Origin of the sequence: Streptomyces sp. NPDC007917, assembly GCF_042959105.1 — a bacterium.
Classification (GTDB): Bacteria; Actinomycetota; Actinomycetes; order Streptomycetales; family Streptomycetaceae; genus Streptomyces.
Genome location: NZ_JBIBKK010000037.1, coordinates 66,465 through 93,453, shown reverse-complemented (window position 1 = coordinate 93,453; position 26,989 = coordinate 66,465). Strand labels below are relative to the sequence as shown.

At 72.0% G+C, this 26,989-nt stretch carries 32 protein-coding genes; 6 read left to right on the top strand and 26 right to left on the bottom strand.

Annotation, left to right across the window (positions count from 1 at the left end; translation table 11 throughout):
• From ACFZDL_RS42900 to ACFZDL_RS42800, 21 genes are all read right to left on the bottom strand, one after another.
• The coding region (locus ACFZDL_RS42900) for a biotin carboxylase N-terminal domain-containing protein (protein ID WP_344316556.1) at positions 1-101 on the bottom strand (101 nt) is incomplete at its 3' end.
• Between the two features lie 50 nt (positions 102-151).
• Positions 152-1,084 carry an alpha/beta fold hydrolase gene (locus tag ACFZDL_RS42895; RefSeq protein ID WP_353595845.1) on the bottom strand — a complete coding sequence of 311 codons (933 nt, stop codon included), beginning with the start codon at positions 1,082-1,084 and terminating at the stop codon, positions 152-154.
• 110 nt (positions 1,085-1,194) lie between these two features.
• A complete protein-coding gene (locus ACFZDL_RS42890) occupies positions 1,195-1,971 on the bottom strand; it encodes a DsbA family protein (protein WP_353595844.1) in 777 nt (258 codons plus the stop codon).
• Positions 1,972-2,001: 30 nt separating this feature from the next.
• A complete protein-coding gene (fabG, locus tag ACFZDL_RS42885; RefSeq protein ID WP_353595843.1) occupies positions 2,002-2,790 on the bottom strand; it encodes a 3-oxoacyl-ACP reductase FabG in 789 nt (262 codons plus the stop codon).
• A gap of 4 nt (positions 2,791-2,794) precedes the next feature.
• The gene (locus tag ACFZDL_RS42880) at positions 2,795-3,748 is read right to left on the bottom strand and encodes a hypothetical protein (protein ID WP_353595842.1); all 954 of its coding nucleotides are present in this window, start codon (positions 3,746-3,748) and stop codon (positions 2,795-2,797) included.
• Between the two features lies 1 nt (position 3,749).
• Positions 3,750-4,004, bottom strand: a complete 255-nt coding sequence (locus ACFZDL_RS42875; RefSeq protein ID WP_353595841.1) for an acyl carrier protein — start codon at positions 4,002-4,004, stop codon at positions 3,750-3,752.
• Between the two features lie 34 nt (positions 4,005-4,038).
• Positions 4,039-5,010 carry an ACP S-malonyltransferase gene (locus ACFZDL_RS42870; RefSeq protein WP_353595840.1) on the bottom strand — a complete coding sequence of 324 codons (972 nt, stop codon included), beginning with the start codon at positions 5,008-5,010 and terminating at the stop codon, positions 4,039-4,041.
• A gap of 13 nt (positions 5,011-5,023) precedes the next feature.
• Positions 5,024-6,145: a beta-ketoacyl synthase N-terminal-like domain-containing protein gene (locus tag ACFZDL_RS42865; protein WP_353595839.1), complete on the bottom strand. Its 1,122-nt coding sequence runs from the start codon at positions 6,143-6,145 to the stop codon at positions 5,024-5,026.
• Between the two features lie 72 nt (positions 6,146-6,217).
• A complete protein-coding gene (locus ACFZDL_RS42860) occupies positions 6,218-6,616 on the bottom strand; it encodes a hypothetical protein (RefSeq protein WP_353595838.1) in 399 nt (132 codons plus the stop codon).
• Positions 6,617-6,618: 2 nt separating this feature from the next.
• Entirely contained in the window at positions 6,619-7,026 is a 408-nt protein-coding gene (locus ACFZDL_RS42855; protein ID WP_353595837.1) for a hypothetical protein, read from the bottom strand.
• Positions 7,026-7,352, bottom strand: coding sequence for a hypothetical protein (locus ACFZDL_RS42850; RefSeq protein ID WP_353595836.1), 327 nt, complete (start codon positions 7,350-7,352; stop codon positions 7,026-7,028). Before ACFZDL_RS42850 ends, ACFZDL_RS42855 begins: the two co-directional genes overlap by 1 nt.
• The gene (locus ACFZDL_RS42845; protein ID WP_353595835.1) at positions 7,345-8,313 is read right to left on the bottom strand and encodes an alpha/beta fold hydrolase; all 969 of its coding nucleotides are present in this window, start codon (positions 8,311-8,313) and stop codon (positions 7,345-7,347) included. The genes ACFZDL_RS42850 and ACFZDL_RS42845 overlap by 8 nt, the downstream gene beginning before the upstream one ends.
• Before the next feature lie 41 nt (positions 8,314-8,354).
• Positions 8,355-9,146, bottom strand: a complete 792-nt coding sequence (locus ACFZDL_RS42840) for an SDR family oxidoreductase (protein ID WP_353595834.1) — start codon at positions 9,144-9,146, stop codon at positions 8,355-8,357.
• Positions 9,147-9,153: 7 nt separating this feature from the next.
• Positions 9,154-10,179, bottom strand: coding sequence for a beta-ketoacyl synthase N-terminal-like domain-containing protein (locus tag ACFZDL_RS42835; RefSeq protein ID WP_353595833.1), 1,026 nt, complete (start codon positions 10,177-10,179; stop codon positions 9,154-9,156).
• On the bottom strand, positions 10,176-11,429 hold the full coding sequence (locus ACFZDL_RS42830; RefSeq protein ID WP_353595832.1) for a beta-ketoacyl-[acyl-carrier-protein] synthase family protein: 1,254 nt from the start codon (positions 11,427-11,429) through the stop codon (positions 10,176-10,178). The genes ACFZDL_RS42835 and ACFZDL_RS42830 overlap by 4 nt, the downstream gene beginning before the upstream one ends.
• Complete coding sequence (locus tag ACFZDL_RS42825) at positions 11,429-13,276, bottom strand: alpha/beta fold hydrolase (protein WP_391194075.1); 1,848 nt, start codon at positions 13,274-13,276, stop codon at positions 11,429-11,431. The genes ACFZDL_RS42830 and ACFZDL_RS42825 overlap by 1 nt, the downstream gene beginning before the upstream one ends.
• Before the next feature lie 146 nt (positions 13,277-13,422).
• Positions 13,423-14,523 carry a beta-ketoacyl synthase N-terminal-like domain-containing protein gene (locus ACFZDL_RS42820; RefSeq protein ID WP_353595831.1) on the bottom strand — a complete coding sequence of 367 codons (1,101 nt, stop codon included), beginning with the start codon at positions 14,521-14,523 and terminating at the stop codon, positions 13,423-13,425.
• Positions 14,520-15,695 (bottom strand): beta-ketoacyl synthase N-terminal-like domain-containing protein, encoded by a 1,176-nt coding sequence (locus ACFZDL_RS42815; protein WP_353595830.1) that lies wholly within the window; start codon positions 15,693-15,695, stop codon positions 14,520-14,522. Before ACFZDL_RS42815 ends, ACFZDL_RS42820 begins: the two co-directional genes overlap by 4 nt.
• Positions 15,692-16,927, bottom strand: a complete 1,236-nt coding sequence (locus tag ACFZDL_RS42810; RefSeq protein WP_353595829.1) for a beta-ketoacyl-[acyl-carrier-protein] synthase family protein — start codon at positions 16,925-16,927, stop codon at positions 15,692-15,694. Before ACFZDL_RS42810 ends, ACFZDL_RS42815 begins: the two co-directional genes overlap by 4 nt.
• A 37-nt stretch (positions 16,928-16,964) precedes the next feature.
• On the bottom strand, positions 16,965-17,216 hold the full coding sequence (locus ACFZDL_RS42805; protein WP_353595828.1) for an acyl carrier protein: 252 nt from the start codon (positions 17,214-17,216) through the stop codon (positions 16,965-16,967).
• Between the two features lie 485 nt (positions 17,217-17,701).
• Positions 17,702-18,484, bottom strand: a complete 783-nt coding sequence (locus tag ACFZDL_RS42800) for a LuxR C-terminal-related transcriptional regulator (RefSeq protein ID WP_353595827.1) — start codon at positions 18,482-18,484, stop codon at positions 17,702-17,704.
• A 330-nt stretch (positions 18,485-18,814) separates the two neighbouring features.
• Here ACFZDL_RS42800 and ACFZDL_RS42795 point away from each other — a divergent pair, with 330 nt between their 5' ends.
• The 3 genes from ACFZDL_RS42795 to ACFZDL_RS42785 all read left to right on the top strand — a co-directional run bounded on the left by ACFZDL_RS42795 (position 18,815) and on the right by ACFZDL_RS42785 (position 21,446).
• Positions 18,815-20,386, top strand: coding sequence for an MFS transporter (locus ACFZDL_RS42795; RefSeq protein WP_353595826.1), 1,572 nt, complete (start codon positions 18,815-18,817; stop codon positions 20,384-20,386).
• 110 nt (positions 20,387-20,496) lie between these two features.
• On the top strand, positions 20,497-21,000 hold the full coding sequence (locus ACFZDL_RS42790) for an RNA polymerase sigma factor (RefSeq protein WP_353595825.1): 504 nt from the start codon (positions 20,497-20,499) through the stop codon (positions 20,998-21,000).
• Positions 20,997-21,446, top strand: coding sequence for a hypothetical protein (locus ACFZDL_RS42785; protein ID WP_353595824.1), 450 nt, complete (start codon positions 20,997-20,999; stop codon positions 21,444-21,446). Before ACFZDL_RS42790 ends, ACFZDL_RS42785 begins: the two co-directional genes overlap by 4 nt.
• Positions 21,447-21,461: 15 nt before the next feature.
• On the opposite strand, the gene ACFZDL_RS42780 is transcribed toward ACFZDL_RS42785, so the two are convergent.
• From ACFZDL_RS42780 to ACFZDL_RS42760, 5 genes are all read right to left on the bottom strand, one after another.
• Entirely contained in the window at positions 21,462-22,403 is a 942-nt protein-coding gene (locus ACFZDL_RS42780; protein WP_353595823.1) for an alpha/beta hydrolase, read from the bottom strand.
• Between the two features lie 936 nt (positions 22,404-23,339).
• Entirely contained in the window at positions 23,340-23,630 is a 291-nt protein-coding gene (locus tag ACFZDL_RS42775) for a hypothetical protein (RefSeq protein WP_353595822.1), read from the bottom strand.
• A 183-nt stretch (positions 23,631-23,813) separates the two neighbouring features.
• On the bottom strand, positions 23,814-24,080 hold the full coding sequence (locus ACFZDL_RS42770; RefSeq protein WP_353595821.1) for a hypothetical protein: 267 nt from the start codon (positions 24,078-24,080) through the stop codon (positions 23,814-23,816).
• The gene (locus ACFZDL_RS42765) at positions 24,077-24,226 is read right to left on the bottom strand and encodes a hypothetical protein (RefSeq protein WP_353595820.1); all 150 of its coding nucleotides are present in this window, start codon (positions 24,224-24,226) and stop codon (positions 24,077-24,079) included. The genes ACFZDL_RS42770 and ACFZDL_RS42765 overlap by 4 nt, the downstream gene beginning before the upstream one ends.
• Positions 24,227-24,553, bottom strand: a complete 327-nt coding sequence (locus ACFZDL_RS42760) for a hypothetical protein (protein ID WP_353595819.1) — start codon at positions 24,551-24,553, stop codon at positions 24,227-24,229.
• A gap of 234 nt (positions 24,554-24,787) precedes the next feature.
• Between ACFZDL_RS42760 and ACFZDL_RS42755 the strand changes: the two genes are divergently transcribed.
• The 3 genes from ACFZDL_RS42755 to ACFZDL_RS42745 all read left to right on the top strand — a co-directional run bounded on the left by ACFZDL_RS42755 (position 24,788) and on the right by ACFZDL_RS42745 (position 26,978).
• Positions 24,788-25,630, top strand: a complete 843-nt coding sequence (locus tag ACFZDL_RS42755; RefSeq protein ID WP_353595818.1) for a helix-turn-helix transcriptional regulator — start codon at positions 24,788-24,790, stop codon at positions 25,628-25,630.
• A complete protein-coding gene (locus ACFZDL_RS42750) occupies positions 25,627-25,848 on the top strand; it encodes a DUF397 domain-containing protein (protein ID WP_353595817.1) in 222 nt (73 codons plus the stop codon). Before ACFZDL_RS42755 ends, ACFZDL_RS42750 begins: the two co-directional genes overlap by 4 nt.
• Positions 25,849-25,961: 113 nt before the next feature.
• Positions 25,962-26,978, top strand: a complete 1,017-nt coding sequence (locus ACFZDL_RS42745) for an alcohol dehydrogenase catalytic domain-containing protein (RefSeq protein WP_353595816.1) — start codon at positions 25,962-25,964, stop codon at positions 26,976-26,978.
• The last annotated feature ends 11 nt before the right edge of the window (positions 26,979-26,989 follow it).

The following is a 26,989-nucleotide window of genomic DNA, read 5'->3' as shown; positions in this document are numbered from 1 at the left end:
GGATCGGCGTAGACCGCAACACTCGCGATCCCGGCATCCCGACAGGCACGGGCAACGCGGACCGCGATTTCGCCACGATTGGCGATGAGCACCTTTTGCATGCTCTCTCTTCCCTCTGTCAGAAGAACCGTCCGTCCAGGACGGTCAGTGGCTACCCCAGGGCCCGCTTGAGGAAATCCAGTACGACATTCGCGTATGCCTCGGGATCGGTCTCCAAGCCGAGCAGATGCTCGGCGTTCGGCAGGACATGCGTCTCGGCCTGGGCGTAACGCTCGGCGAGCGCGTCCACTGAGGAAGGCGGCACGATGGCGTCCCGCTCCCCCGACATGAACAGCAGCGGTATCTCGGCGAACTTACCCGTCGCGGGCGGCGGCCACTGCGCCCGGACCAGGGCGGGCGCCAGCGAGCACATCACCGCCTTCACCACCGACAGCGACGGCTCCCCGCTCAGCAGCGCCGGCACCGGCACCATCCCGGCCTCCAGGTACTTGCGCAGCAGCGGCGGTACGTCATGGCCGGGGCCGCTGTCGCACACCAGCGCGTCCACGGCGAACCCCTCGTGCGTCAGCGCCCACATGGACGAGAAGCAGGAGAAGGAGAAGCCGTAGACGGCCAGCCGGGCCTGGCCGTAGCCCTGGCTGCCGCGCAGATGGGAGACGACGGCGGTGACGTCGCTGGCGAAGCGGTCGCCGAGGCCCAGCAGCGCCCGGTCGGCGCTGCTGGCCCCGTGGTTGCGGTGGTCGAACAGACAGACCGTGTAGCCCGCGTCGTGCAGGAACTTGGCGTGGCCGAGGCTGCGCGCCTTGCTCATCCCCAGGCTGTGCCCGAGGACCACCACCTTCTGCTCGGATCCGGGGCACAGCCAGGCGTGGACGTACTTCCGGGCGGCGAAGGGGATCTTCAGCTCCGTACCGGGCAGGCCGTAGTCCCGCGGATGCCCGTCGTCCTGTGCCCCACGGCGCGGATGGAACGCCCGGTAGGCCAGCGCGGCCCCGTACAGCGGGGCCAACGGCAGCGCCGCGGCCGACAGGACGCGGGACTTCAGCGCGGGATACCGTACCGACTTCTGCAGTGGTTCGGGCATCTGCGTCCTCCGTGCTGGGAAGGGGTGTCCGTCGGGAGTCAGAGCTGTCTCGTCTCGGTGGTCTCGGTCGTCTCGGTCGTCTCGGGTGGATGTGCGGGCCGGGTGCGTGGTCAGCCGCAGCCCCCGGCGTGACCCTGGTCGCCGGAGCGGGCGGCGGCAGGAGGCACCGCCCGGCGGTAGTGGGGGGAGCCCGCGCCGAGCGGCGGGCCACCGGGCTCAACGGCCCCAGCGGGCTCGGGCCGCGGCGCGGCACCGGGGCGGGCGCGGGCGCGGACGGATTCGACGAAGGCGGGCAGCCGGTCCACCCCCCAGAACTTGTCGTAGCCGTGGAGGAAGAACGGGACGCCGAACGCCCCGTCCCGGCCCAGGGCGAGCAGCGCCGCGAGGCCCGGACCCTCGCGCAGCTCCCGGTCCTCGGCCGCCCCCGCCAGCCGCTCGGCCGGCAGCCCCAGCTCCCCGGCGATGTCCGCGACCGTCGCCGGATCGCAGATGTCGCGGCCCTCCTGCCAGCGCGCCCGGTAGACGCGCTCGATGTACCGGGGGCCGAGTCCGGCCTCCAGCGCCGGGAAGTACGCGAGGTGCGGCACCTCCCACACCGGGTCCTCGTCCAGCGGCCAGCTGACGTCGAGGCCGCGGGCGCGGGCGAGGCGCCGTACGTCCTGCAGGATGTAGAGGTGCTTCTCCCGGGTCATCGGGGTGTACGGGAATGTCTCGCCGTGCTCTTCCATGAGGCGTTCGCCGTCCGCGTCCGGCTCCCACCACGGGTGCCATTCCACCGCCTGTGCGACGTCCGGATAGCGGTCCATCAGGTCACGGTAGGCGATCCAGCTGTACGGACTGCGGAAGTTGAAATAGAAGCGTGGCACCTTGCCGCGCCTGCCGGTCATTGCCGGTCCCCCCTTTCCGTTCCGTGCGGCTCAGATGACGATGCCGCCGTCGATCTCGAAGACCGCGCCGGTCACATACTCCGCCCCGACCAGGTACGCGACCATGTCGGCGACCTCCTCCGGGCGGCCGAAGCGGCCGAGCGCGATGTTCTTGCGCGCCTCCTTCTGCGTACTTTCCGACAGCGAGGAGGTCATATCCGTATCGATGAAGCCCGGCGCCACCACATTGGCCCGGATGCCGTAGCGGCCGACCTCTTTGGCGAGCGACTTGGTGAAGCCGATGATCCCCGCCTTGGACGCCGCGTAATTGCTCTGGGTGGCGTGTCCGTGTACCCCGGCCACCGAGGAGATATTGACGATGCAGCCGGATTTGCGCTTCATCATCTCGAAGACCACCGAGCGGCACACGTGGTACGTGCCGTCCAGGTTGACGCCCAGCACCTGCCGCCACTCCTCGTCCTTCATCAGCAACAGCGGATTGTCCTGGGTGATGCCCGCCGAGGTCACCGCGGTGTCGATGGGGCCCAGTTCCTCCTGCGCGAAGGCGACCAGCGCGCGCACCGAGTCTGCGTCGGAGACGTCCGCCTGCCTGCCGATCACCCGCCCGCCGCCGAGGTGCGCGGCCTCCTTCTCCAGGGTGCGGGCGGCGTCCGGGCTGGACTGGTAGCAGAACGCGACGTCGAAGCCGTCCCGGGCCAGCCGCAGCACCGTGGCGCGGCCGATGCCGCGCGAGCCGCCGGAGACCAGCGCGACGCGGGGCGTCGTGGGCTCCGTCGGCGCCCCGGCCGTCGTGGGCTCCGCCTCGTTCGTGCCGGGCATGCGGTCACTCACCTCCCGTGGGGGCCGCGTCCGTCAGCTCCGCGGCGGGGCGCATGGTCATCACCAGTCGGCCGACGGTCAGGGCGGTCTCGTCCCCGATCCGGCTCTCGCCCTCGAACACGAAGGTCTCGCCGACCTGGCGGGTCAGCCGTACGCGGTGCTCGACGAGGTCACCGGGGACGGCCGGGCGCAGCGTCGTGGCGTCGGTGATGCCGCCCAGCAGCATGACCTGGCCGCTGAGCACATCGGGGTTCGGCTTGTCGTGGGCGACCAGCACCCCGGCGACATGGCACCAGGACTCGATCAGGGCCGTCCACGGGTAGTGGTGGTCCTCCTCGGTGGCCTCGTCCCGCATCCCTTCGTACCAGGGCTCGTTGCAGGTCACCGCCTTGAGGCCGGTCGCACGCCCGCCGGGCACCAGCTCGGTGACCCGGTCGATCAGCAGCATGGGGTAGCGGTGCGGCAGCACCCGTTTGATCTCGCTGGTGGTGATCACCGTCCGCTGCTCCGGGGCCGCGGGCGCCGCCTCGACGGGGCGCTCGGGCGCGGCGGCTGCCCGCTCCCCGCCGTCCTGGGCGTAGCGCAGCCGTACGAGCGCGACGGGCCCCCGCCCGGTGGTCACGGCCACCCGGCAGCGCCAGGCGCCGGCCTCCCGCGACCAGGTGATGTCGCAGCTCAGCAGGTCGCCGGGGAAGACCGGGCTGGTGAACCGGGACGATTCGACGGCTGCCAGCATCCAGCGCTCGCCGGGCTCGGGCAGGGTGGCGAGCGCGCCGCGGTGGGCGTACTCGACCACGCAGACGCCGGGGAAGACGGGGAAGCCGGGGAAGTGGCCGGCGAACACCCGCTCGCTCGCGTCGATGAGGACCCTGGTCCGGGCCGGGCGGCCGCCCGGGGCCCCGGGGTCGACGACCTCGACCGTGCCGTCGACCGGTCCGCACGCGGTCGCGGTCGTCACCTCACTTCTCCAGCTTCGAGGCCAGCAGGTCATAGACGTTGCTCAGACAGGTGATCTTCTTCATCTCCTGCTCCTGCAGCTTCACCGAGTACTTCTTCTCCAGGACGACCATGACCTCCAGGGCCATGAGGGAGTCGACGCCCAGCTCCGCCACGAAGTCGGCGTCGTCGGTGACCTCCTCCTCCTCGACGTCGAGGACGTCGGCGACGAAGGCGCGCAGTTCCTCCAGGTCCAGGGCGGCGGCGGTGTCGGCCATGGGTGTTCTCCTCGCGGTTCTCGGGACGGATGTCTCAGTCGGAAGGGGCGGTCAGCTTGGCGAGGGCGGCGGACGAGTCGACGGGGACGGTCGCCGCGTCCTCGGCGATGCGGCGGATCATCCCGGTCAGCTGGCGGCCGGGGCCGAGCTCCACGAACCGGGTGCAGCCGAGCTCGCCGGCGAGCGTGCGGACGCATTCCTCCCAGCGCACCGGGCTGGTGAGCTGGCGCAGCTCCAGGTCCCGCCACCGGGCGCCGTCGCCGTACGCGCGGGCGTCCACGTTGGCGACGACGGGCATGTGTTCGGCGGCGAACTCCACGGCGGCGAGCGCCGCCTCCAGTTCGGCCGCGGCGTCCGCCATGCGCGGGCTGTGGAAGGCGCCGCCGACCTTGAGCGGGATCACCTTGCCGCCGCTCTCGACGGCCGACTCGCCGAGCCGCGCCACGCCGTCGGCGGTGCCCGAGACGACGATGGCGCCGGGCGCGTTGATGTTGGCGATCCACAGCTCCTCGCCCGCCTCCTGGACCCGCGCGGCCAGCGCCTCCACGGTCTCCGCGGCCAGGCGGACCACCGCGGCCATGGTGCCAGGCGACCGCTCGGCGCACCCGCGCATCGCGCGGCCGCGGGCGGCGACCAGCCGCGCGGCGTCGGCGAGCGGCAGCGCCCCCGCCGCGTACAGCGCGGTGTACTCGCCCAGGCTGTGCCCCGCGCATGCGACCACCTCGCCCAGTACGCCCGCGGCCGCCGCCTCGCGATGGGCCAGCACTTCGGTGGTGAACACGGCGATCTGGGCCAGGTCGGTGCGGCGCAGCGTCTCGTCGTCGGCCTTCAGCAGCAGGTCCTCGACGTCCACTCCGGTGTACTCGGAGATCCCGGCGACCAGCGGCCAGGACCCGGTCTCCCGCCAGGCCTCGCCCATGCCCTGCTTCTGGGCGCCCTGGCCCGGGAAGACGAGGGCGGTGCGCACGGGTGTTCCGTCGGTGGGGCTCGTGTTCTCGTCCGTCATCTCAACCAGCTCCTCATGTGGTCGCTTGTGGCCGGGTCCGGAGCAGGGCCGCGCCGACCACGCCGTCCCGGTCGACCGAGGTGACCAGGGCCAGGCTGCCGGGGGCGGTGTCCGCCCGCTCGGCGAGCGCCAGCACGGCGCTGATCTGGAAGGCCGCCGAGGCGGCGTAGGTGTCCCCGATGGAGTCGGCGGCCGAGATCCGCAGCGGCTCATGGCCGTCCAGCGCCTCGGCGAGGGCGGCGCGTTCCGCCTCTCCCTCCGCGCCGGGCGCCTGCGAGTCGGCGACCGCCCAGATCCGCCCGGGCTCCGTGTCCGTACGGTCCAGCAGCCGCCGCACCACGTCGGCCAGCACCGTACGGGCCCGTTCGGCGTCGGCGGCGAAGCCGAACTCAAGGCCCACCACCTCGGCCAGGCCCGCTCGCCCGTGCTCGCGCGCGGTCGCCTCCGGCTCCAGCAGCCACACCGCCGCGCCCTCGCCGAGCACGGCCGTGGTGTCGCCGTCGGCGCGGGAGTGCCACTCCAGCCAGGCGCGGGCGGAGGTGAACTCCTCGACGGCCCCGCACAGCACGGTGGTGGCCCGCCCGGCGCGCTGCAGCCGCAGCGCGTACTGCAGGGTGAGCAGCCCGGTGGCGCGGCCGCCCGCGATGGTGGTGTTGGGGCCCTTGAACCCGTGCCAGATCGCGGTCTGCCCGGCGGCGCAGTTCATGACCGTGTTGGGGAACCGGGCCGGGTCCACGAAGAAGGGGCGCTCGCCGACCAGGGAGTCGCGGGTGAAGTCCATGATGGACTGGGCGCTTCCGGTGCTGGTGCCCAGCGCCACGCCGGTGTCCTCGCCCACGCCGGCCAGGCGTTCGGGCCGTTCGTCGGTGAGCAACTGACCGATGGCGGTCACGGCCAGGCCGGTGGCCCGGTCCATGGAGCGGGTGCCCTTGCGGCCCAGGATCTGCTTGATGTGGAAGTCGGGCACGAGGCAGGCCTCGTGGAAGGGCACCGACCACTCCTCGGGGTCCAGCGGCTTACCGGCCCTGCGGCCGGCGCGCAGCCCGGTGGCGAAGTCCGCCCCGTGCAGGCCGAGCGGAGATATGGCGGCCCAGGCGGAGATGACCGGGCCGCTGGTGGCGGTGGCGAAGACCATGGATCCGTGCACTCCTTCGGGAGAGGGCTGGGGAGGTGTGCGGGTGGGCGGCGCGTGTGCGCTGAGGCCCGGTCACAGGAACCACACCTGTTCGTAACTGGGCCACCGGGCCGCCAGCCCGCCTCCTTCGACGACGCGCACCCCGGGCAGCACCCGGTCCGCGGCGGTGCGGCCGAGCGCGGTGAGATCGGGCTCCTCGACCAGCACGGCCACCCCCGCGGCGAGGATGGAGCGGACCTGGGCGCGCGGGTCGGGGAGGGTATCGAGGGTGCGGCCGCCGATGCGCACCGCCGGTTCGTAGTCGGTGGTCAGGGCGTAGCTGGCGGCGAGCCCGCGCAGCGCGAGATCGGTGCCGCCGCTCTGCCGGTGCAACTCGGTGATCAGGGACAGTACGTCGGCGAACTGCCGCTCGACCGCGCCCCGGTAGGCCCGTTCGATCATCACCAGCCAGCGCGCCGTCGTCTCGGACATGGTCAGTGCACCCCCAGCGACAGACATGTGCCGGCCACCGCCACGTGCTCGGCGTACTTGAACATGGGCCGCCTGCGCACCTGCGGGATCTGGTCCGCGGTGCCCCGCTCCTCGGCGCAGAAGGCGCAGACGTACCAGAAGAGACGGTCCGGGTGGTCGGTCAGCAGCTCGCGCACGATCCGGGGGGCGGAGGGGTACTCCCGCTCCCAGTCGCCGTAGTTGCGCGGCTTGGTCTCGCCGAGGCCCGCCCAGGTCAGCCGGGTGGCGTCGGCGCAGGCCCACACCTGGACCCGGGCGCCCCTGCCGAGCAGCGCGGTCGTCAGCCGCAGGGCGGAGCTGACGAGTTCGGTCTGGTGCGGGGCGCCGAGGAGTTGCAGGAGTACGTCGGTGGGGGGCGGCTTCCAGGCCATCAGTGCCACACCGCCCGTAAGCGGGGCTCCAGCAGCCGGTCCGCCACCTCGTCCATGTCCGCGAGGCGGGATCCGGGCAGCAGGTCCTCGGCGGGGAGGGCGCGCTGGGCGGCCGAGAAGGCGTCCACCCACAGCTCGCCGCCGCCCTCCAGGAAGGTCGCGAGGCGGGGCGAGGCGCCGGGCACGGCGGCCGTCACCCCGTTCTCGACGAGGAAGAGCACCACCCGGTGGCCGTCCTGGAGCAGCCGTACGGCGTCGCCGACGAACCGCTCGCAGGCGGGCCCCGACTCCGCCCCGCCGCTCTCGACGAGCAGATGGTCAGTCATGGTCGCCCACCCCCACGGCCCCCTCACAGACGTCGAACGCCTCGGCCAGGAAGCCGAGGACCCGCTTCTCGTACTCCGCCGCGTCGAACCGCAGCCCCCTCATGTGCGGGGCCCCGGCCGCCGTCCAGTACTCGGCGCGCGGGTAGTGGCGGGCGGTCCGCTCGACGGCGTCGGGGCGGACGAAGGTGTCGTCGGCGCTGCCGATGAACATCAGCCGGGTGTCGTACGCGGACAGGTCCGGCGGCCAGTCGGTCAGGCGCAGCATCCGCATCGCGAAGAACGCGAAGGCGCGCTCGTGGGCGGCGAGCGTGAGCGGCCCGCGCAGCCGGGGCGGCAGGGTCCGCCCGCGCAGCCGTGCGAAGTGGCGCAGCCCGGCCGGGACGTCGTACGCCGGGCCGCTGTCCGCGATCACGGCGGCCACCGGCACCCGGGAGCGGCGCACCACCTGGAGCGCGGGCCAGGTCGAGAAGGAGAAGCCGTACAGGGCGATGGCGCCGCCGCGCAGCCGGGGGTCGGCGGCGGTGGTGTGGAGCACGTCCCGCAGATCGCTGGTGTAGCGCTCGGCCATGCGGCCCAGCGCCCGGTCGGCGCCGCTGTCCCCGTGGTTGCGCATGTCGTACGCGACGACGTGGTGGCCCGCCCGGTGGAGCAGCGCGATGTGGCCGAGCGCCATGGACTTGGTGCGGCCCATGCCGTGGCACACGATGACGGTGTGCGGGCCGGCGCCCGGCACCACCCAGGCGCGCAGCGGGACGCCGTCGAAGGAGGCCACCACGGTCCTGTGGTGCAGGGGCAGCCCCTTGTCCGCCGGGGTGCGGGCGCGCCCGGCGGGCCGCGGGGGGTGGTAGAGCTGATACGCGTGCTTGGCCGCGCCGACGATGCCCAGCAGCGGCGCCGCGGGGGCGCGCAGGGCGCCGCCCGGCCGCCGCGGCGGTGCGCCGCCGGTGTCTGCACTGGTCATCGTCGGTCCTCGGCGTACAGATTGATTGAGGTCAGGTTCAGTCAGGTCAGGATCTCGCCGCCGTCGACCCCGATCACATTGCCGGTGATCCAGGAGGAGTCGGTGCGGGAGAGCAGGGAGATGGCTTCGGCGACGTCCTCGGGCCGGGTCAGCCTGTGGTGCGGATTGAGCCCGCGCGCGTACTCGGCGAGCCGGTCGCTGTTCGGGATGCGCTCCATGGACGGGGTCACCGTCACCCCGGCGCGCAGCGCGTTGACGGCGATGCCGGAGGGGGCCAGCTCCAGGGCGAGCTGGCGTACGTGCGACTCCAGGGCCGACTTGGCCGCGGACACGGCGCCGTAGCTGGGCATGACACGGGTGCCGCCCGCGCTGGTCATCGCGTAGACCTTCGCGCCCTCGCGCAGCAGGCCCGCGGTGAACAGGTCCTGCGTCCAGTAGACGAGGGAGTGGGCCATGACGTCGAGCGTCATGTTCATCTGGCGGGAGGTCACGCCCGGTTCGCCCTCGGGTGCGACGAAGGGCAGCAGGGTGCCGAAGGCGAGGGAGTGCACCAGGATCCTGACGCCGGACCCGCCGGTCACCTCGGCGAACCGCGGCAGCAGCTCCTCCCTGGTTCTGGCGGAGGCGGCGTTGGCGTTGAAGAAGTGCGCCTGAACGCCGTGGGCGAGCAGTTCTTCCCGCGCGACGGCGGCCTTGTCCTGCCCCTCCGCGGTGTCGAAGTGCACGCCCAGGATGTTGACGCCCTCGCGGGCCAGCTCCTGGGCGGTGGCCAGGCCCATGCCGCTGGACGCGCCCAGGATCAGGCACCAGGAGCCCTTGAGTGATGTGATCATCAGCCGCTCACCCTCCGCCTTCTTCCGCTCGTGCTCCGGCTTCTGTTTCGGCTTCTGCTTCGGCTTGTGTTCCGGCTTTCGTGCCGGTTCCGGCACCGGGGCCGCCGGGAGTGACCAGGCACACCGCGGCGTTGCCCTCCGCCGCCGCGGTGAGCACCAGTCGCGCCGGGCCCGCCCCGTCCGCCAGGGCGGCGGCGACCCGCGCCACCGGTTCCAGACAGCCGGCGCCCGCGGGCACGTACTCGGCCCGCTCCCCCAGCGCCGCCGCGAACGCCTCGCCCACCGGGGAGCCGTCGAGTACGGCCGTGACGGGCAGCGGGCCGTCAGCGACATGCCCCGGGGCAGCGACATGCCCCAGGGCTTCGAGCGCGCCGTCGATCAGCGCCCGGGCGCGCTCCGCGCCCTGCGCGGCGGCGGCCAGGGCGGGCGGCAGGAAGAACGAGCGGACCGCCACCCGGCCGTACGCCCGCCCGCCGCGCGCCGCGACGGCGGCGGCCGGCTCCAGCACCAGGGCGACCGCCCCCGCCTCGGAGGTGTCCGCCCCCGGCTCGTCCTCGGCCAGCACCTGTTCGGTGGCCCCCGCCAGCAGCCAGCCGGCCCGCCCGGCGGCCAGACCGCGCTGACCGGTCTCGATGGCTTCGAGACCGGCGATGCGGGGGCTGACGAAGGTGACGTTGAAGCCCTTGAGCTCATGCTCCATCGCCAGGCGGCTGCCGAAGAGGTTGATGGAGAAGTACGGGGCGGTGACCGGGCTCAGATCGGCGGCGCCGGTCTCCATGACCGTGCGGTCCATCGCGTCGTGCAGCGAGGCGGCGGCGCTGTTGGTGCCGACGGCGGCGGCGCGGCGCTCGGCGTGGACCGCCTCCAGGGTGTCGTCCTGCCCGATGTCGGCCAGGGCCCGCTTGGCGGCGGCGAGGAAGTACTGGGAGGCGGTCGGCAGGTACTTGTAGCCGCGGCGGCCGAGCGCGGCCTTGAAGTCGAACCCCTCGGGGCGCACCGTCCCGACGCCCGACACGATCAGATCAGCGGTCATGAGCCCGCCTCCTGGAGCACGAGCGAGACGTTGTTGCCGCCGAACGCGTAGGCGTTGACCAGGCCGTAGGGCGCGGTCATGGGGGTGGCCCCGGCGGGCAGCGGCACCTCGCACTCGGGGTCGAGCGGGCCCACGGGCACGTTCGGCGGGAGCGTCTTGTGGTGCAGGACGAGTACGGCGGCCAGCGCCGCGAGGGCGCCGGCCGCGCCGCCGGTGTGGCCGAGCAGCGCCTTGAGGCTGTAGAGCGGGGTGAGCGGGGCGGCCTCGCCGAGCACGGTGGACAGCGCCCGGGCCTCCACGACGTCGTTGAGCTCGGTGCCGGTGCCGTGCGGCACGACGAACCCGAGCCGGCCGGGCGCCGTGGCGGGGGCCGGGCCGGGGCTGTGGCCGGGGGCCGGGTCGAGGGCCGGGTCCGCCTCCCGCAGGGCCTCGCGCATCGCGCGCTCGATCTGCGCGCCGCCGGGCTCGGGCGCGGTCGCGTGGTAGGCGTCGCAGCTCCAGCCGGTGCCCGCCAGGCGTGCGTAGACCGTCTTCGCGCCCCGCGCGCGTGCATGCGCCGCCGACTCCAGGACCAGCACGGCGGCGCCCTCGCCGAAGATCGTCCCGCGCCGGTCGGCGGCGAACGGGCGGCACCGCTCGGGGTCGATCGCGCCCAGCCGGTTGAAGCAGGCCAGCGCGGTGCGGGAGTACGCCTCGGTGCCGCCGGCCACGACCACGTCCGCCTCGCCTGAGCGGATCAGGTCGGCGGCGACGGACAGCGCATAGCCGCCGGCGGCGCAGGCGTTGCTGAGGCTGGTGTTGGCGCCCTGCGCGCCGAGCCATCCGCCGACCGCCGAGGCGACCGGGAAGACGGGCGCCCAGCGGTCGTGCTTGGCGGGCTCGCCGGCGCGCCGCCGCTCATGCGGATCGGAGTCGCCCATGCCGCTGCTGATCGCGACGGCCACCCGGCGCGGGTCCACCCCGGCCAGCCCGGTGAGCCCCGCGCTCTCGACCGCCTCGCGCGCCGCCTCGATGGCGAACTGGGAGGCGCGCCCCAGCGGCAGCCCGTCCAACTCCTCCGGCCCGACCGGCAGATCGGCCTCGGGCACCAGGTACATGTGCGGATGGTCCATGTGCGCGAGCGGATCGGGGACCCGCGTCGGCGCGCTGCGCGCGGTGTGCATGCCCCGCCACAGGGCATCTGTGCCCGAGCCCAGACAGCTCAGCGCGCCCAGGCCGGTGACCAGTACGTCGGTCGTCCCGGCGGCCATCAGCTGCCGCCGGGCTTTCCGGGCGCCGCGGGCTTTTGGCCGAGCGCGTTCAGCACCCGCTGGTCGAAGGGGACCAGATGCCAGTCGCGGCGGTTCTCGATCACCGCGTAGCCGTGCACGATCCGGCCGGTCGCGGTGAGCGTGAGCCTGCCGTCACGGACGACGTAGCAGTCCATGCGGGAGGTGTAGGTGAAGTCCTTGAAGATCTCCTCCACGGTGTAGACCGTGTACAGGTCCTCCTCCATCAGCGCCTCGTCGACGACGCGGATCGCGGAGTGCGGCACGACGGGGATCCACTTGCGGTCGTCCAGCAGGGTCTTGATGGAGATGCCGCGGTCGAGCACGAAGCGGTCCTTGGCCTCCTCCATCAGCCGCAGATAGCCGGACATCTGAAGGCGCTCGGTGAAGTGGCAGTAGGGGTAGGTGATGTTCCACTTCCAGGCGTAGGCGTTGCGGCCCTCGGTCAGGGCCGCCAGCACCGCCGCCTCGTCCCCGCCCGCCGCCGGCACCGCGTCCGCCGCCGCACGGGCCCCGGCCGCCTCCGCCGCCCCCTCGTGCGTCCCGAGCCGGCCGACGGTGTAGGGGGCGAACTCCGCCGGGGCCTCGACGGACGGGTCCAGATAGGTGTCCTTGCGCAGCGAGACGCGCACCTTGGAGGTGACGGCCTTGAGGGTCGAGCCGTCGCGGTCGACGCGGATGGTCACCCGGAAGCCGAGGGTGCCGTCGTCGGCCGAGGTGTCCGGCACCACCTCCGCCTCTGCCTCGTCGTCCATGTGGAACGCGTGCAGGATGCGGCTGTCCAGACCGACGATGTCCAGGCCGAGCCCGTACTCCTCGTACAGCAGCCGGGCCGGCACCCCGCAGTGCGCGAAGTGGATCAGCACGGCCTCTTCCACGAGGTAGTTGACGTGCTTGAAGCCGATCCAGGTGCAGATGTTGGAGCCCTCGTACCGGGGGCGCAGCCGCACGGTCGTGGTGTCGGCGAGCAGGGCCTTGGTCAGTGTCGGCTCGACCGCAGCTGTCATCAGGTGTACTCCATCGGGGGGACCATCAACAAAAAGGGCTCCGCCCGGCCGGGGACGCCGGGCGGCGATAGTGCGCAGGAAGCCGTTGACCGCTTCCGAGAACTCCTCCGCGCGCTCGACCATGGGGAAGTGGCCGACGTCGGTGAGCACATGCACATCGGCGTGGGGCAGCGCCCGTCCCAGCCCCTTGGCCTCGGCGACCGGGGCGGCCTTGTCCTGCTCCCCGCTGACGATGAGGAACGGGGTGCGCAGGCGCTCGACCGGCAGCCGGGGGGTCTCCAGATACGTCTCGAAGAAGCGCATCCAGCCGTACGGGCCCACGTGTTCGCGGACCTTCAGCGCCATCTGGTGCCGTACGTCGGGGGGCAGCCGGTCACCGGCGCTGACCCGCAGGCCGTCTTCCAGGATCTGGTCGAAGTTGTTGACGTAGTACGACAGCGTGGCCCAGTCGAAGTCGTGCTTGCGCGCCCGGTAGAAGGGGGAGACGAGAATGACCCCGGCGGGCGGGTGTTCCCCGGCGTCCGTGCCGGCCAGCCAGGAGAGCAGCGCGGCAGCCCCGAAGGAGTGGCCGGCGATCACATCGGGGCCGCCGGGCACCCGGGCCACGGCCTCCGCCACCCAGTGGGTGACCGGGCGGTCAGGCCAGCCGGGCCGCGAGAAGCCGCTCCAGGGGAGATCGGCGGCCCACACCTCCCATTCCGGGTCGACGAGTCCGCTGAAGCTGTCCCAGACGGAGGCGCCGCCGGCCAGCCCGTGCAGCAACAGCAGCCTCTTCCCCAGCGGCTTCGCCTCGGGACCGGCCGGGCGCACCAAGCGGACCATTCGACTCCTTTCGCCTCCGGGGCGCTTCAGCCCCTGTCGACGGTCGACCGTGCTCGGCCCTTCGTTCCTCAGGGCCTCCGCGCGCTCTCCCTTTCGACAGGGTCGCGCCCCTTCGGCCACATGTCTCCCCGGGGCGTATGCGGTGTTCACGCGGCGGCTCCGCCCGGCTGCCGGGGGGCCGCGGCGGGCCGTCCGGGAGGGCTGAGCAGCAGCGCGGCCACGGCGTCCGTGGTGTCGTCGCCGCTGGTGGCCAGCGCGTCCCCGGACCCCGCCGCGCCCTGGGCCGCGCCCAGCCAGCCGACGGCGGCTGCGCACTGCAGCACGCCCAGGGCGCCGGAGGCGCGGCCGAAGGCGGCGGTGAGGTCGTGCCGCGGGATGGTGTCGGGGAAGGGGACGGGGGCGGTGGCGGGGGCGGGAACGGCGGGGGCGCCCGCCGCGGCGCTCGCGGCGCGGGGCGTGCCGTAGCCCTCGGGGGTGAACCAGACCCCGGGCGCGGCGCCCTCGGGCAGCAGCGCCCGGACGCATGCGGCGAGTCCGGCCCGGCGCTCGTAGCGGCCCAGGACGGCCACGGGCTCGACGCCCCGGTCCCGGGCCCAGGCGGCGCCCTCGACGACGAGGGCGGCCGCCCCGTCGAGCAGCGGCTCGCCGGCGGGGCCGTTCACCAGCCGTTCCACCACCTCATTGCGCGTCTCGACGCCGATCACCAGCGCGCGGCGCACCCGTCCGGCGGCCACCAGCGTCGCGGCCCAGTGGACGGCGTCGAGGCCGGAGGTGGCGCCGTTGCACAGCATGAGGTTGGGGCCGCGCAGGCCGAAGCGGATGGCCGCCCAGGAGGCGACCACATTGCTGGAGGCGTTCGGCAGGCCCATGGGGCTGAGGCCGGCGACCGAGTCCTCGGCGATGGCGGCGGCCGTGAGGCATGCCGTGTCCAGGTTGCCCAGGTTGGAGCTCGCGACCACGCCCACCGTGCCGCCCGGTACGGTCAGCTCCTCGCTGCCGCCGGGGATCAGGGCGGCGTCCCGCAGCGCGTCCTGCGCCGCGCACAGGGCCAGTCGGGTCGCGCGGTCCTTGTAGCGGTGGCCGCGGCGGCCGATGCGGGCGCCCGTGTCGAACGGCTCGTGCGGCCGGTTCGCGTCCAACGTGTCGGCGGAGCACAGCAGCTGCCGGGGGGTGTCGGCGCCCGGCAGGGCCAGCCCGACGCCGGTGACAACGATGCCTCGGGAATTCTGAGGGGCCCTGAGCGTCATGACCCGGCCCTCCCGCCCGCACCCGCGCCCACCCGCTCCACGATGGCCACCGCGTTGACGCCCCCGAACCCGAAGGCGTCGATCTGGGCGACGTTCAGCTCGGCGCCCTCGATCCGCTCCCGTACGAAGCGGAAGTCCGCCGCCTCCGCGACCGGGTCGGTCAGGCCGAGGGTCGGCGGCACCTGCCCCGTGGACAGCGACTTGAGCGCCACGATCAGGCTCAGCAGCCCCGAGCTGCCCGAGGTGTGGCCGGTCATGGACTTGATGGCGGTCATCAGGGGCGACCCCACGTCGTGGCCGAAGACCTCGGCGATGGCCGCCGCCTCCGCCTCGTCGTTGAGCAGGGTGCCGGTGCCGTGCAGCAGCACCAGGTCGATGTCGCAGGGTTTGACGCCCGCCCGCCACTGCGCCTCGTGCACCGCCTCGGCGATCCCCTTGGGGTCGGGGGCGGTGACATGGCGCGCGTCACAGTTCATGCTGACGGCGCACAGCCGCCCCAAGGGCACGTCGGTGGCACCGTCCCGCCCCGGCTCCTCCCGCCGCAGCACCACCGCCGCCGCGCCGTCGCCCATCAGCACCCCGCGGCGCGCGCGGTCGAAGGGCTGGACGCGCTCGGGCGGCTCGGCGTGGACCCGGTCCAGGAGCCCGAACATGGACTCGGTGAGGGTGTCGACCCCGGCCACGACCACGGTGTCCTCGGCGCCGGTGGCCAGCAGATCGGCGGCCAGGGCGAGCGCGTACAGGGAGGCCGAGCAGGCGCCCGAGAAGGTGTGGCTGCGCTCCGCGCCGAAGCGGCCGCGCAGCGCGGGGCCGAAGTGCAGCCGGTCGGGGTCGAAGGGCGTGCCGTCGCGCCACGCCAGTTCGGCCGAGCGCAGCTCGCGCAGGCCGGTGCCGACCAGGACCGGCACCCCGCTCAGATCGTCGCCGAGGCCGGCCTGGGCGGCGGCCTCGGCGACGGCGCGCAGCAGCCACGCGGTGGCGCGGCCGGGTATGTCGCCGCCCGGGGCGGGGCGGTCATCGATCTCGTACGCGTGGCGCGCCCGGTATCTGTCCCGGTCGAAGCCGCGCAGTTCGCCGCGTCCGCTGGTGCCCGCGCACAGCGCGCCGAAGACCTCGTCGACGCCTTCGCCCACGCTCGCCACGGCGCCCGCGCCGGTCACCAGCTGGCTCATGACCAGTCCGTGCCGCGCTTGCCGAAGATCACGACGGCGTTGTTGCCGCCGAAGGCAAGGCCGTTGTTCTGCACGATCTTCACATCGGCGTCGATGGCCCGGTTCGGTACGACGTCCAGACCGCATTCGGGGTCGGTCTCGCTGTGGTTGATGGTCGGCGGGATGAAGCCCTCGGTGAGGGCGAGGGAGCAGGCGATGGCGGCCAGCGCGCTGGCGGCCCCCATGGTGTGGCCGATCATCGACTTGACGGACACGGTGCGGGGCGGGTTGCCCTCCCCGAAGACCTGGCGGATGGCGCGCGCCTCGGTCACGTCGTTGGCCTTGGTGCCGGTGCCGTGCGCGGAGATGAAGTCGACTTCCTCCGGCTTGACTTCGGCATTCTCCAGGGCGATCCGCATGCAGCGGGCCACGCTGTCCTGGTGGGGCGCGACGGGGTGGTGCGCATCGCAGTTGAGGCCGTATCCGAGGACTTCCGCGTAGATACGGGCGCCACGGGCGAGCGCCGATTCCAGGCTCTCCAGCAGCAATATGCCCGCGCCCTCGCCGGTGAGGATTCCCTTGCGGTCCTTGTCGAATGGCTGACAGCGCTCGGGGGCGATGGTGCCCAGCCGGTAGAAACCGGTGAACGTCTTGCGGCACAGGGCGTCGGCGCCGCCGCACAGCGCGAAGTCCACGTCCCCGCCGCGTATGGCGTCGAAGCCGTAGCCGATCGCGTAGTTTCCCGCCGCGCAGGCGGTGGGGAGGGTGACGGCCTCCACCCGGGTGAGGCCGAACTCCTGGGCTATCGCGGCGGAGAGCCGTCCGGCCGGCACCCGGCGGGCGACGACGGCGTCCATCTGCTCGGGCCCCTGGTCGACCTCCACCTCGACCAGGTGGTCCAGGTCCCTGGACTCGCCGTCGGTGGTGCCGACGGAGATCAGCGTCGGGACGTCGCGCAGGTCGTGCTCGGTCAGTCCGGCGTCGGCCACCGCCATCCGCGCGGCCGACACGGAGAACTGACTGGCCCGGCCGAGGGTCCGGACATCGAGGTGCCGGATCCACTCCCCGGGGTCGAAGTCGGTGATCTCGCACGCCGTCGCGTGGTCGAACCCATCGGTGTCGAAAGCGGTGATCGGCTTCGCGGCGCTCTTGCCGGAACGCAGTCCGGCGAGGAACTCGGAGGTGCCGACACCGATGCCGGACACCGTTCCCAGACCCGTTATCACGACCCTGCGGGCCGGCCCACCCTGCATATCGCCCTGCCTTCGCTTGAGTCCGCCACGGTGTCCGTTACCAGCCGGCCGCTTCGGAGACGACCTCGTAGACGCCCTTGAGGTTGGTCATGCGGCTGAGCTGCGCCTGGGCGATGACGACGTTGAACTCCTTTTCCAGGGCCGCCAGAATCTCGATGGCCCGCAGCGAATCCGCGTCGTGTTCTTCCTTGAAGAGGCTGGTCTCGGTGACCTCTTCCGGATCTATCTCAAGGATATCCGTGACGATTTCCTTGATTGTTTCCTGGCGCTCTTCGACGATGGCGGCCATTACCGCGCACCTCCATTTTTGGGCATGGGCAAAGCGAGGAACGTGCCCATGACGCTAAGCGCCGGTTCCAGATCGCGACAACCCCGGAGTCCACTAGCTGTCATGCACCTCGCCTCAGGTGACCGATTGGTAACCTCGGCTGTCATATACCTGCCGCCCATAGGCCGTTCACAGGTGTTGTACGCAGTAAATCTGCAGCAAGTTGCCAGTAAAAGGGGTACGGACGGCACCTTATCGCCCGCAAAGCCGCGCGGACGGCCCGCCCGACGCGCCGCCAGGCAGCTTCAGGCCACGTCAACCGGCCGGGGCACACCCGGCCGCGGGGCATCTCCAGGGAGACCACTAGAGGCCCCGGAACCCGCGAAATCGAGCCACACCGCCCTCCGGCACACCGCCGGGCGGAATCAGCCGGGTCGGCCGGGTCAGCCGGGTCGCTCCGGTCAGCCGGGTCAGTCGGGTCGGCCGGGTCAGTCGGGTCGCCCCGGTCAGTCGGGGTATGGCTCCATGAGCCCCGCGCGCACGGCCCGCACTCCGGCCTGGAAGCGCGAGTCGACCCTCAGATCCCGCATGATGTCCGCCACGTAGCGCCGGTACGTACGCACCGAAAGCCCCAGCTTCCGGGCCGCCGCGTCGTCCTTGTACCCCTCCGCCATCAGGGTCAGGACCTCGCGCAGCACCCTGCCCCGCGCCCCGCCCTCGAAGGACAGCGGCCGCGTCGGGCGCTGCGCCGCGTCCCACATGCCGCCCAGCAGCCCGTACAGCATGTCGGCCACGGTCGAGTTCTGGATCATGGAGGCCCGGGATCCGCCCGGCTCCCCCGGCGCCGCGTCGGGGGCGATGACCGCGGCGCCGTCCACCACGACCAGCTCCTGGCGCACGGCACCGGAGACCCGCACCTCCACACGGGGCCCCAGCTCACCCACCGTCCGCTGCCAGCGCGCGCCCCGGATGACCGCCTGCGGGCACAGCAGCCTGACCCTGACGCCCTTGTCCAGCAGCTGGGCGAGCGTCTGCGCGGTCAGCTTGGCGTGCTCGTCGGAGGCGACCTCCGGCAGCGACCAGATCACGTCCTGTTCGGCCCGCAGCACCAGCCGGGCCACCCATCCGGCCACGGCCTCGCCCTCCACGGGCAGGTCCGCCGTCACACAGGCGAGCGTGGCGCGCCGGTGGTGGCGCACGGCTGACTCGAGCAGGTGCAGCGCCTGCCCAAGGGTCTGTTCGAGGTGGTCGGCCCCCGTTTCCGGCTCCGCCCGAATCGCCCCCCTCACGCCCACTTCCCCCTCAATTCCATCAATGGGCGTACCGTCATCTGGTTGAATTCGAAATTGGCTCAAAGGACACCCCCCGGTTCCTTTTTCGGCACAGTAACGAGGGTGCGCACCCGACCGCAAGGCATACCCGGTGGGGTATACGGGACCTGTCATCGGCGGGAATATGCCGGTTCTCAGGCTTCACTCAGGCCGAGATAAGCCTTGTCCGTGTGCCCAAGAGGCTGCGCCTCCCGGCCCCCATTGATAACTTCGCTTCAAGCCAGCACGAGTCCCTTGCCGTACGACGGCGGACCCACCCACCCTCGGGTCCCGAAAGGCGCCGCACACATGGCTGCACAGAACACCGCGACGACCGCCGCCGCGCCGGCCGACCCGCCCAGGTCGCCGACCGGCCGCCAATGGCTCGCTCTGTCGGTGCTCGTCCTGTCCCAACTGGCGGTGTGGCTGGACAACACCGTGCTCAACGTCGCGCTCAAAACCCTGGCCGACCCGGACGAAGGACTCGGCGCCAGCCCCAACCAGCTGCAGTGGAGCATCAGTTCGTACACGCTGGTCTTCGCGGTGCTGCTGTTCACCGGCGGGGTGCTCGCCGACCGGTACGGCCACCGCCGGTTGCTGCTGGCCGGCATGCTCGTCTTCGGCGCCTCCTCCGTCTGGGCCGCCTACTCCGGCTCGGCCGACGAACTCATCGTGGCCCGCGGCGCGATGGGCCTGGGCAGCGCCCTGATCATGCCCGCGACGCTCGCGCTCATCGCCCAGGTCTTCGACGAGCGCCACCGCGCCATGGCCATCGCCATCTGGTCCGGCTCCAGCGGCATCGCCATCGCCACCGGCCCGATGATCAGCGGCGCGATCCTCGACCACTTCTGGTGGGGCGCGATCTTCCTGGTCAATGTGCCGATCGTGGTGCTGTGCGCGGTGGGCTCGTTCCTCTACCTCCCCGGCGCGGTCGCCAGGGTCCGCAAGAAGTTCGACCCGCTCGGCGTGGTGTTCTCCACCGCCGGGCTGTTCGCCATCGTCTGGGGCGTCATCGAGGGCGGCCACCGCAACGACTGGACCGGCCCGGCGGTCCTCGGCTCGCTGGCCGGCGGCACGGTCCTGGTCGCCGTCTTCGTTCTGGTGGAACTACGCGTGTCGAGCCCCGGATTCGACGTCCGGCTGTTCCGCAATGTGCGGTTCACCGGTGCGAGCGTCGCGGTCATGCTCACCTTCTTCGGGGTGAACGGCTCGATGTACTACACCAGCTTCTATCTGCAGGGCGTCCACGGCCAGACGCCGCTGGAGTGCGGTCTGTCCATCGCCCCGGTGGCCCTCGGCGTGCTGCTGGGCGCCCCGCTGTCGGCCCGGCTGGTCCGGCTCCACGGTGTGCGGGCCGTGGTGACCTGCGCGATGCTGATCGCCACGGTGGGCTTCTTCGGCTATGTCTTCCTCGACGAGCACAGCGGCCTGGGGCTGTTCTGGGTCTTCCTCGTCCTCCAGGGCCTGGGCATGGGCGCCGCGGTCGCCCCCACCACCGAGGCCATCATGTCCGTCCTCCCCGCCGACCGGACCGGCGCGGGCTCGGCCGTCAACAACTCGATGCGGCAGATCGGCGGCGTGCTGGGAGTCGCGGTCCTCGGCTCCGTCCTGGCCGGGGTGTACCGGAACGAGATCACCCCGAACCTGGGCGACCTGCCCCCGGCGCAGGCCGACGCCGCCGCGGAGTCACCGGAGGCCACCCGGCTGCTCGCCCAGCGGCTCTCCCTGCCCCGGCTGTCCGACTTCGCGGACCAGGGCTTCGTCCACGCCATGCATGTCGCGGCCGTCGTCGGCGCCGCCGCGGCCGTGTTCGGCGCCGCGATCATCTGGTGGACCTTCCGCCGGCCCCCCTTCCCCAAGCGCGCCGCCGAGCACGGCTGAGGGCACACACACCGACCACGGCCACCCCGCGTCATGCGCCCGGCCTCGAGGCAGTAGTGTCCGCGGTGATGGACGGCTCAGCAGGAGAACCTCAGCCGCCGTGGGATGCCGTGGCCGCGCTGGTGCGGGCGGCGCAGGCGGGCGACGTGCTGGCGATGGACGAGGTGCTGACCGTGGTGACGCCGTATGTGACCCGGCTGTGCCGGCCGATCGCCCTGTCGGATTGCGAGGACGCCGTTCAGGAGGCGCTGACCGCGGTCTTCGTCGGGATGCGGGGGCTGCGCGATCCACAGGCGTTCTATGGATGGGTACGCACCGTCACCGTGCGCGAGGCGGTGCGGGTGGCGCGGCGCACCGCCGTCGAGCGGGCCGTCGATCCCGACGAAGTCGCCCGCCTGCACGGCCTCGTCGGCGTCGGTGACGGCGAGCTGTCGGCACAGGTACGGGACGTGCTCGCGCGGATGCCCGTGCATCATCGCGCCGTGCTCGTCCTGCGCGAGCTCGAGGAGCTTGATGAACGAAGTGCGGCCAAGATCCTTGATATCGCACCGGGCACGGTCAAGTCACGGCTCCACCGTGCCCGTTCGGCGTTCCGGAAGGCGTGGCAGCAATGAGCGTTGATGCCGTGACCCGGCTGCGGCTGATGGCCGCGGGCCTGCACACCACGTTGTACGCGGAGGAGCACCTGGAGCTGCCGTACGACAAGGTGTGGGCGGTCGCCTCGGATCTGGCGGGCGAGCTGCCACACCTCGTGCCTGCGTTGCGCGAGTTCCGCGTCCAGCCCGGCGACGCCGATCGCAAGCGCGCCCTGGCGGTGGGCCCCCTGGGCTGCCGCAGCGCCTTCGAGGTGCGGCTGGCTCCCGGCTGGTGCCTGATGCAATCGCGACTCGTGGTGGGGGGCATGGCCGCCGTACCGGAGGGCGACGGCACGCGCTTCGCCATGCTCGGCGCGGCGCGTCCCGCCGCCCTGCGGCCGATTCAGTGGGCGTACGCTCTCGGGGCCCGCCGCAGCCGGGCCTTCATCCGGAAGGTCGCACTGCGGGCGGCCTTGCGCACATAGTCGTTCGACGACCCGTCACGAACCCGCCACGAACAGCTCCCTCATCGCCTCAGCGACCACGTGGGGACTCTCCCGCGGCAGAAAGTGGCCGACGCCCGGCACGATCCGCACGGTGAGATCGTCCGCGTGGCTCTCGCCTCCGGCCAGCATGGACGGCCGTATCACGTTGTCCCGCTCACCACCCAGCAGCACGGTCGGGACGGTCAGCCGCTGCCCGCGCCACGTGCCGCGCAGCAGCGCCGGGATCTCCCGGACCACGTACTGCCAGAACATGGCCTGCCCGGCATGCGCGCTCGCCCGGGCCGCAGCGCTGAACTCCGCGAGCTCATCGGCTTGCCAGACCGACCGGTCGGCGACCTGGTGACGCAGCAGGAAGCGGGCGAACGCCGGCCAGCGGCGCAGCACGGCCCGGCCGATCACCGGATACTCGATGAAGGCGGTGTACCACTGCCGCCACAGGTTCGGCAGGATGGCCCGCTGCCGGGCCCACGGGTGCGCCATGTTGAGCGCCAGATAACCAGTGAACCGCTCCGGTGCCCGCAGGCACAGCCGGAAGCCGACCTGAGCACCCCAGTCGTGCCCGACCAGACCCACGCGATCAAGCCCGAGTGCGTCCAGCAGCGCGAGCATGTCGTCGGCCAAGCTGTCGATGTCGTAGCCGCGCCGGGTCTGCTCCGACCAGCCGAAGCCCCGCAGATCCGGGCAGATCAGCCGTCGTCCGGGGGCCGACAGGACGGCGACCCGGTGCCAGGCGAACCAGTGCTGCGGGAAGCCGTGCAGCAGCAGGACCGGCGCCCCGGCCCCGTACTCGGCGACATGCAACCGGATGCCGCGCACCTCCAGTCGGCTGTGCGCCGCCCCTTCGGCGTTCGGGAGCCGTCTGTCGACGGCGGCCGTGACCGAGGTCGTGCTCGATGTCGTGCTCGATGTCGTGCTCGATGTCGTGCTCGATGTCATGGGAAACACCTCTCGCCTTCGGCGGGTCTCCTGAGGGCCCGCTTCGGCATGCCAGGAGGCAGCACCGAGCCAAAACGTTCCCAGGGAGGGGCCGCTATCGCCGCTGCGCGCGATCAGGTCCGCCATCTGGGGGCGGACGAGGCAGCGGTCCTCCGGGAACGCGTACAGGAGCCCTCGCGGTACGGGTGTGGGTGCGCTTCGCTTCGCTGCGCGTTGGCTGCGCTTCGCTTCGCCTGCGCCTGTGCGCCGTCTCGCGGCATTCGGCTCGGGCGGGTGCGGGTTTCGTCTCGGACCCTCCGGGTCCAAAGCGCCGGCGAGAAGGGGGAGGGGGCGGCCGGCCCGGTGCCCCGATTCCTCAGCCCGGTGGATGGCTGAGCTCAAAGAGGCTCCGCTGCGCTCCGCCGCAGCTGCTGCCGCGCGATGGTTGAGCGAGGAGTCCAGCGGTGCGCTGGACCGGGGCGAGCGAGCGCGACGGATGGGCGGGCGCCGGGAGACGGGATCGGCTCTCCCCCCACCTGCTCGACGTTTGTAGTGAGTATGGGACAGCGACACGCCGACGGTACGGCGTGTCGCTGTCCCATACTCACTACGAACCCAGAGCAGGTGGGGGAGAGCCCAACCGGACCGGCGTCCACCGCTTCGGGCGACCATCCGCCGTCCCCCGCCCATGAGCCGGTGACGACCCCTTGGGCAGGACGGCGGCGATGCCCCCGGCCCGCCCCTCTCCTTCCCGCTGTTGGCCGCTGTGCGCCGAAGGCGCGAGACGATACCCGCACGCGGCAACCGGACCATGCCGTCCAACGACGCTGGCCCGTACGTCACGCTCCCGCGCCCCGGACCAGCGCACCGCTGCTCCCCTCCATCGGCCACCGCGCGGCAGCAGTCGCAGCGGAGCGCAGCGGAGCCTGCCTTGAGCTCAGCCACCGGCCTCCTGCCTTACGGGGTGAATCGGACGGTTACATTCGCCCAGCCGTCCGGGCTCACGTACTGCCATGTGCCGAGTTCATCTGCCGTCAGCATCGCTTCGGAGTACAGGGCTCCGACGAGGAGCTTCCAGGGCTCGGCTCGCTCGGCGGTTTCTTCGTGCGACCGGTCCCGTAGCGACTCGTCGGCGGCCTTGAATACGGCCGTGCGGATGTCCACATACCGTGGCGTGCGGGCGGTCCCTGTGGTGACGCCGTTTTTGCTGATGAACGTCCATTCGGCGTGCCAGGGTCCGTGTGGCATGGGGCGTTCATCCGCTCTGGCGAAGTGTTCGGTGAGTCTGTCTGCGCGGGGCCGTGAGTTTGTGGTGAGTATGAGACACAGACACGCCGTGGCGTCGGCGTGTCGCCGTCTCATACTCACCACAAACTCGGCCGCCCGACCCGCGCCCCTGCCAGGGTGCCTCGCGGGGAACGGAAAGGGCCGTCACCCGGCAGGGGGCGGTGTGTGTGCGGGCGCGATGCCTCGTTGGCGCTGGGCGTGGAGCCGGGCGATGGCCCGTAGCTGCCGCCGCTCGTACGCGGTGGCCGGACGCACGGAGCCCTGGTGTGAGCGCCACGTGAGGCCGGTTGGGCGGGTGAGGCAGACGAACGGCCCTACGAAGTCGGTGATGGTGGCAGGCATGTCGTAATGCCGGTCGTAGACCACCATGCCGACGGCGAGGTCGAGCGGGGTGCTGGCCCTCTTCGTCACTTCGGCCCCCGCCCCAGGTGCTGGGCGATCTGCTCGCTCAGGGCGGCGGACCGCTGCCACAGTTCTTCCAGGGTGGGGCGATCGTCGCCGCCCTGCGGTGCGTCGTCCTCGCCCTGCTGCGGCGGGGGCGTTGCGGGAGTGGTCACCTACGCCACCACCCTCACGCCATGGATGACGCGCGGGCCGATGTCGATGCCGTGCACGGCCAGCCACAGCGTCCGCCGCCGCTGCCGCCGCAGCCGCCGCGCAGCGCGCGCCTCGCGTTGCTCGTGCGCGACGACGTACGGCCGGACCATGTCCGCCGCGTGGTCGTCCGGTAGCCCAGGGAGGCTGGGTTGTGCGGGTAGGTGGGGCACGTGTGCCGGGCGCGGCATCGTCGGCATGTGCGGGTGCGGCGCCGCGCGGTGACGGCCCGACGGTGGCAGCAGCAGCCGTAGCAGCGCTTCCAAGATCCACGCGATAGCGTGGGCCATGCTCATCAACCTCCTGGGGGTTGAGGGCCACGCCCCCGGACCGCGGTGCATGCGGTTGCGGGGGTCTTGCGTGTGCCCAGTGGTGTCAGGTGACCGCCCCGGGATATGCACCGGGTGTAGTCAACTGGTCACCAGGAGAACGCAATCCTCATAGGATGGGGAGGGTTCAGCAGCATCGCTGTAATCCGCTGCCCTGCCGTGCCGCTGGCAGCGGGCGCAAGTCGGGAGGTCACAGTGTTGGACGAGTCGATCTCATCCGAGGACTTCAGCAATCCCCCTCTGAGTCCACTCCAGCGCTTCGGCGCGGATGTGAGACGTGTACGCCTGGGACGCAACCTCACGCAGAAACACCTGGCCACGGGTACGGGCTACTCCGTGCCGTACGTCAGTGGGGTGGAGTCCGGGAAGCTGCTCCCGAGCGAGAAGTTCGCCATCGGCTGTGACCGGGTGTTCGGGACGAACGGACTCTTCACGGGCATGCTCCGCCTGCTCGAGGAGGGAGACCACGCCACGCAATTCGTGCCCTACGTTCAGTTGGAGCAGAAGGCGTCGCACATCCTCAACTTCTCGACAACCACCATCATGGGCGTGCTCCAGACTGAGGAGTACGCTCGGGCGATCTTCCGCGCCGGACACCCATTCGCACCGGATGAGGCGATCCAGGGCAAGGTCGAGGCGCGTATAAGGCGACGCGAGGTCTTCAGCCAGGACAGGCCGCCGAAGCTGTGGGCCGTTCTCCACGAAGCGTGCCTGCGGACGCATGTGGGCGGCCAGTCCGCCATGGCCGGTCAGCTTGGGTTCTTGGTGAAGTTAGCCGCCCGCCCCGGCATCGACCTTCAGGTGATCCCCTTCACGGCCGGAGCCGCAGCCGTGCACTCAGCACCGTTGACCTTGCTCACCTTCAAGGACTCGCCCACGGTGCTGTACTCCGAAGATCTGCAGGGAGGCAGGCTCTGCCGCATGGCGGCGACCGTGGCGGTTGTCATGCAAAACTACGATCGGCTGCGGGCACACGCACTGCCCCCTGACGAATCGCTGGCCTTCATCGAGACTGTGCGCGAGGAGTACACGTCATGAGCCATTACCGGAACCTTACGTCTGCCGTCTGGATCAAGTCGTCCTACAGCACATCATCCGGCGGTGAGTGCGTGGAGTTCTCTCGGAGCTTCGCCGCTTCCGGCGTTGCGCCCGTCCGCGACAGCAAGGACCCGCAAGGCCCTGCACTCCTCTTCTCGACGGACGGCTGGTCCGCGTTCGTCTCCGCGATCAAGCGCGGGGAGTTCCCCGCCACCTGAATCACCCGACAACTCGCCTCCGACGCACGCGGCTTGTGATCTTTTCCTTGCCTCGGTCCGTGACCCAGGCATAGCCTCCGGGCACAACGACCGTAATTCGGAAGGCAGTTCCCATGCGTACAGCTGTCATCACCGCGCCAGGACAGGTGGAAACCAGAGAGATACCTGTACCGGACGTGGGCGACTCGGAGGTGCTCGTACGCATCGCCGCCTGCGGGGTGTGCACCATGGAGGCCAACCTGTACGCGGGACGCATGACCGTCTACCCCGCCGCCGCCGGACATGAGATCGCCGGGTGGGTCGAGAAGGTGGGCGCCAAGGCCGCCGGTCTTGACGACATGCCGACGGTCGGCGACCTCGTCACCATCGACGGGCTGCCCCGCTGCGGCACCTGCCGCAGCTGCCGGGCGGGGCAGTCCGCCATCTGCGTCGCCCTGCAGGGGCACAAGCGCGAGGACGGCGCGATCGCCATGGGCGCGGGGTTCGCCGACTACATCACGGTGGACGCCTCGCGGGTGTGGTCCGTGGGCGACACCGACCCGGCCGTGGCCGCCATGGGCGAACCGCTGGCCTGTGTGGTCCACTCGCTGCGCCGCGGTGGCTTCCGGGCGGGCGACCGGGTGACCGTGGTCGGCGCCGGGTACATGGGCCATCTGCACCTCGCCGTGACCAAGGTGCTGCAGGCGCGCAGCGTGGCCGTGGTGGAGCGGGACGAGCAGCGGCTGGCCGCCATCGCCGCGGCCGGCGCGGACGCCGCCGTCACCCCCGACGACCTGGGGCAACTGCCCCGCGCCGACGTGGTGTTCGTGACCATCGCGTCCAAGGAGGCCATCGCCGTGGCGCTGGCCTCGGTCGCCGACGGCGGCCGCATCGTGCTCTTCGGCGGCTCCCCCGACGGGCCCCCGGCCGAGCTGCCCGGCTATGAGGTGCACCGCCGCCAGCTGACGGTCACCGGCTCCTTCAGCCACGAGCGGGAGGACTGGCGGGCCGCGGCGGAGCTGCTGCGCGGGGGCGCGCTGACGGGGCGGCTGGAGACGCTGGTCACCGCGCGGTATGCGCTGGACGAGGTCGAGAAGGCGCTCAAGCAGGCCGCGGAGACGCCGGTCTACCGGGTCGTCGTGACGCCGTAGCCCCGCGGGCG